Raw genomic sequence first — 5858 nt, forward strand, 5'->3', positions numbered from 1 at the left:
GGGAAGAAGGAAGAAGGAAGAGGGAAGAAGGAAGAAGGAAGAGGGAAGAAGGAAGAAGGAAGAGGGAAGAAGGAAGAAGCTCAGTATTTTGTTTTAGAGACGCAATTAGTCGCTATTTCAGAAGGGGATTTAGTGCCTGTTTTATTAGTTGATGAGGATACGGCGGCGACGAATTTTATGATTCGCGATCGCCGAATGCAGGAACTCATCGCGAAGGATAAGGAACCGATTACGCCGTTTATTGATAAAGTTAAACAGTTGTACGCAGATTGCGGCGTATCGACTATTTTAGTCATGGGGGGAAGCGGCGATTATTTTGATGTGGCGGATACTGTGATTTCAATGGATAACTTTCAAGCATATAATGTGACGGAAAAAGCTAAAGAAATTGCTAAAAATTACTCTATTAGCCGTGCTGCAGAAGGGGGAGAAACTTTTGGTAAGATTACTCAAAGAGTGCCGATTCCTGCTAGTTTAGATCCCAGTCGGGGACGGCGAGATGTGCGGGTGAAGGTGCGGGATGTTGATGAATTGGCTTTTGGAACTGAGGAGATTGATTTGGGTGCTGTTGAGCAAATTGTGGACAGCGGACAGTTAAGGGCGATCGCTGCGGCAATGGTTTATGCTAAGCAGCAATACATGGACGGAAAACGCACTTTGTCGGAAATCATAGATTTGGTGATGGCAGATATTGACGCGCAGGGGATGGATATTTTATCGCCTTTTCCTGAAGGGGATTTTGCCATGTTTCGACGGTTTGAATTGGCTGCGGCAATTAATCGGCTTCGCAGTTTGTCGGTTTTTGCCAAAAGGTGATAAATTTCTACCCATATAAATTGCTTTTTAGGCCGGGTGGGAGAGTGAGAAAAGTTTTATTATGCCTAATGACTAATGACTAATGACTAATGACTAATGATTAATGACTAATGACTAATGACTAATGACTTCCACTTTTTGATATGCTGACCAAAGTGAGTGCAAAAACCGCGATTGAAGTATGACAGGCAATATAGGACAACTGACTGCTTTAAGCGATCGACCTTATATAGTATTAAGCAATCAAGGCGAGGTTTTACAGTTAGAGTTAAAACAGCAGCAGCACGTATTGGGGCGCGATCGCACTCGTGCTGATTTAGCCATTCCCGAAGCTTGGCGGGCAGTTTCTGGCGTTCACGCTGTTTTGCGCCAAATTGGGGATAATTACTGGATTTACGACGGTGACGGGCAGCGGCCGAGCACTAATGGCTTATTTGTCGATCGCACTCGCATCACTCCCAATGACGGTTATTGTCTGAAAAACGGCACAGAAATTAAAATCGGTCTCGATCCTCAAAATCAAGTTTTGCTGAGTTATTTTAATCCGCTGGCGAATCAGGTTGCTGTCCCTAGCAAGCAGTCAATTCTTCTTAAGAATCGGTCGGTTTTGTTGGGCCGCGATCCAAACGCTTCGCTGCAATTAGATGCGCCGCTTGTTTCTAGACGCCACGCCACAATCGACCAAGACAGTCGCGGCAATTATATTTTGCGAGACCACAGCGTTAACGGGGTTTTTATTAACGGTCAGCGAGTGACAAATTCTGTACAGTTGTCCGAGGGAGATGCAATTCGGATCGGCCCGTTTACTCTAACTTACCGCAGCGGTGAGTTGCAGATGCAAGACTCCGGCCATCAAATTCGTTTGGATGCTGACAGTCTGGTGATTCCGAAGCGTTTGGATAACATCACTTTGGCGATCGAACCGGGGCAGTTTGTGGCTTTAGTCGGCGGTAGCGGCGCTGGCAAATCTACTTTAATGCGGACGCTTTTAGGCATCGAAAAAACTATTAACGGCGCTGTGTTTCTCAACGGCGACAACCTGCGCCAAAACTTCAATATTTACCGCAATCAAATCGGTTACGTGCCTCAAGATGATATTGTGCACGCAGATTTGACAGTAGAAGAAGTCTTGAGTTATGCAGCTAAATTGCGCTTACCTCCCGATACAGATGTCAAGCAGGTAGTCGCAAAAACTTTAGAAGATATTGAAATGACTCACCGTCGCAAGGCTTTGGTAAAACAGCTTAGCGGCGGACAGCGGAAGCGGGTCAGTATCGGAGTTGAACTGTTAGCAGACCCGAAACTTTTCTTTTTAGACGAACCGACTTCAGGACTCGATCCGGGTTTGGATAAGAAGATGATGCAACTGCTGCGAAAGTTGGCAAACCAAGGCCGGACGGTGATTCTGGTGACTCACGCGACGGCAAATATCACGATGTGCGATCGGATTGTGTTTATGGGTCGCGGCGGACGCCTTTGTTACTTCGGCCCGCCTAGGGAAGCCCTCGATTTTTTTGATGTCCAAACTGGCGATTTTGCCGACATTTACAACGAATTAGAAACAGGAGAAACCAACGTTCAAAGCTGGGCAGAAAAGTTTAATAAATCTCCCTACTATCAGCGCTATATTGTCAACCACTTCAGCACAGGCAATGCTAATACAAAAACGCCTTCAGCACCTTCTGTGCCAAAATCTCAATCTTTTGTAAAACAACTCGTTTTGCTTGCCCAGCGCTATTTTCAGCTTATTTCCCGCGACTTAGTTAACTTAAGTTTAGCTCTTTTAACGGCTCCGATCGGCATTAGTCTGCTGCGCCTAGCCGTCAGAGATAAAGACCCACTAATTGGCGCACCGGAGGCAACTTTAGCACCTTTAGCGCTCAGAGTTTTATTTGTATTTACCTGTGCGGCCATTTGGGTAGGACTGGCAACTTCTCTGCAAGAAATTGTTAAAGAATCTGCTATTTATCTGCGCGAACGTTTGGTCAATTTAGGATTGTTTGCTTATTTAGGTTCAAAAATTTTTATACTTTCTGGTTTGGCAGTATTGCAAACACTGTTAATGGTAGGAGTTATTCTGATTGCTTTTAAATCCCCCGAACCGAGTTTGATTTCCTGGGCGCTCGGGGCAACTATTACCACATTCCTAACTTTGATGAGCTGCATAAGTCTCGGATTAGTCGTTTCTGCGATTGTTAAAAATAGCTCTCAAGCTAATAGCGCTTTGCCTCTATTATTGCTGCCTCAAATTATTTTTTCTGGAGTTTTGTTTAAGATGGAAGGTGCGGCGAGCAAGTTTTCTTGGCTGATGTTAAGCCGCTGGTCTGTGGGTGCTTACGGCTCTTTAGTTAATGTGAATGGGATGGTTCCGGCGCCTACTACATTACCGGATGGGAGTACGCTTCCTCAGCCGTTTGAGCCTACTCCTGTTTACGATCCAACCTGGGAGAATTTGAGTTTAAATTGGGGTATTTTGTGCGTACATATTTTCGTTTATTTGATGTTGACTCTGTGGTTGCAGAAGCGGAAAGATATTCTATGAATTATTGGCTGATGAAGTCGGAACCGGATGTTTATAGTATTGCGGACTTGAAGGGCGATCGCACTTCCATTTGGGATGGCGTTCGCAACTATCAAGCTCGCAATTTTATGCGAGAAATGAGTCGGGGAGATTTAGTATTTTTTTACCATTCTAATACTAAAATTCCGGGAATTGTCGGCTTAGTGCGTGTCGTTGAGACTGGAATTGCTGACCCAACTCAGTTCGATATGAATAGCGAATATTATGATGCTAAATCGCCGTTAGATGCTCCTCGCTGGCAAACCGTGAGAGTTGAGTTTGTTGAGGAATTTGCTAAGTTAATATCTTTGGATGAACTGAAACAAAAGTTTAGTGCTGATGAGATTTTGCTGGTGAGGAAAGGCAATCGGTTATCGGTGATGCCGGTATCTGAAAGTGCGGCACAGAAGATTTTGAAGATGAAGTAGGAGAAAAGAGGAAAATCGATCCGGATGTCGATCCGTATAGTGAGAATAGGAGATTTAAACTGATTATATTATTTGGAGTTTTCGATGATTAGCGAGCGCCTGTCCCACCTGCAATCTGAAGTGAAAGGTTATTACGATCAACTCGCTTGCCAGGAAACAGCGAAACGGTTGGCTCAAGACGCGCAAAAGGTACGGATTCAGCAGGGAATTGATAAACTCAAAAAAGAACTCGGTAGCGTTGAACGAGACTATTGGCTGCGCTGGCGGACGGAAATTGCCGGATTGACGATTCCCGAAGCGGATGCGGAAATAGTTGCGAGTCAATTGGTGGGGGAAGTGGAGATTCTGGAGATTGAACCTGCGGTTCAGAGGAATGCCGAATTGATGAAGGTGTTACAGGAAATCAAAGCGGAATTGAGTAAGCCGGGAATTCCGGCGGCGGGAAAACTCAAAGCAGCGATTCCGTTGTTGCCGGGATTAATTTCCTATGAGATGGAGTTGGATACGGCAGGATTGTTGCGGCGGGTATTTCCCACGTTTTGTAACTTTGCAGACAAACTAAAAAAGTAACGCCCTCCGAAATAACCCGAATTCCGGGGGGGAAGTCACAAAGGGTTTGGCTAGTTGCAGGGGCGATCGGGTTATTGAGTCTAGGTGGTGGCGGTATAGGTTTGCATTTTCTACAACCTCAGTTATCTCCTCTATGTCTCCTACAACACTGCGAACAAAAAACCAAAACTGTAACGGTTCTGTTAGCGGAGTTTGATGGGGTGGATGCGAAAAATTATCGCGTCACAGAAAGGATTTTACAGAACTTGCAGGAGGCAACTAAAAATTACCCAACCGTGAAAATTCTGCCCCTCAAACAAGCGATTAGTCAGCAGGAAGGGAAAGATAAAGCGCGGGAATTGGGCAAGAATAAAAATGCGGATATTGTGATTTGGGGTTGGTATGGCAAGACGCAGCAGAAAGCAGCAGTCAGCGTGAATTTTGAGATGTTTTCTGCAGCAAAGGATTATATCGATGTAGGTAAGCAAGTGCAGGGAGAAATTCGCACAATGGCGGTGGCTGCGCTAGAAAGTTTTGAGATACAAGTCAATTTAGCGGAGGAACTGAAATATTTAACGTTGGTGACATTGGGGGTATCTGCTTATGCAGCGGATGATTGGGATAATGCTATTAAGCAACTAACGGTAGCACTTTCAGAGGCTAAACCAAATGAAGCTGCACTTGACCCAGCCACTATCTACTTCTATCGCGGCACTGCTTACGGCTATAAAAAGGAATACGATCGCGCCATTGCCGATTTCAATCAAGCCCTTCTACTTAATCCTAAAGGTGCAGCAGCCTTCTACAATCGCGGCAGTGCTTACTACTATAAAAAGGAATACGATCGCGCCATTGCCGATTTCACTCAAGCCTTTCTACTCAATCCTAAAGATGCAGACGCCTTCTACAATCGCGGCATTGCTTACCGCAAGAAAGGGGAATATGAGCGCGCCATTGCCGATTTCAATCAAGCCCTAAAACTCAATCCTAAATTAGCAGCAGTCTTCAACACTCGCGGCAGTGCTTACTACTATAAAAAGGAATACGATCGCGCAATTGCCGATTTCAATCAATCCCTTCTACTCAATCCTAAAGATGCAAAAGCCTTCAACAATCGCGGCATTGCTTACTACTATAAAAAGGAATACGATCGCGCCATTGACGATTTCAATCAAGCCCTTCTACTCAATCCTAAAGATGCAGACGCCTTCAACAATCGCGGCATTGTTTACAACGATAAAAAGGAATACGATCGCGCCATTGCCGATTTCAATCGAGCCCTTCTACTCAATCCTAAATACGCAGAAGCCTTCTACAATCGCGGCTGGGCTTACTACGATAAAAAGGAATACGATCGCGCCATTGCCGATTTCAATCAAGCCCTTCTACTCAATCCTAAAGATGCAGTAACCTTCTACAATCGCGGCAATGCTTACTACGATAAAAAGGAATACGATCGCGCCATTGCCGATTTCAATCAAGCCCTAAAACTCAATCCTAAAGAT

5 protein-coding genes are annotated in these 5858 nt (G+C 44.9%); all 5 read left to right on the top strand.

Features of this window, described 5'->3' with window-relative positions; translation table 11 throughout:
• Positions 1–816: P-loop domain-containing protein (locus tag QUB14_RS20830; RefSeq protein WP_333297306.1), on the top strand; the 816-nt coding region annotated here is incomplete at its 5' end.
• Positions 817–997: 181 nt separating this feature from the next.
• Complete coding sequence (locus QUB14_RS20835; RefSeq protein ID WP_333214830.1) at positions 998–3358, top strand: FHA domain-containing protein; 2361 nt, start codon at positions 998–1000, stop codon at positions 3356–3358.
• A complete protein-coding gene (locus tag QUB14_RS20840; protein WP_333214831.1) occupies positions 3355–3804 on the top strand; it encodes an EVE domain-containing protein in 450 nt (149 codons plus the stop codon). Before QUB14_RS20835 ends, QUB14_RS20840 begins: the two co-directional genes overlap by 4 nt.
• Positions 3805–3888: 84 nt before the next feature.
• Complete coding sequence (locus tag QUB14_RS20845; RefSeq protein WP_333214833.1) at positions 3889–4374, top strand: hypothetical protein; 486 nt, start codon at positions 3889–3891, stop codon at positions 4372–4374.
• 74 nt (positions 4375–4448) lie between these two features.
• On the top strand, positions 4449–5858 hold a 1410-nt coding region (locus QUB14_RS20850; RefSeq protein WP_333297308.1), incomplete at its 3' end, for a tetratricopeptide repeat protein.

The sequence above is a fragment of the Microcoleus sp. B3-D2 genome, from assembly GCF_036705345.1.
Lineage (GTDB): Bacteria > Cyanobacteriota > Cyanobacteriia > Cyanobacteriales > Microcoleaceae > Microcoleus.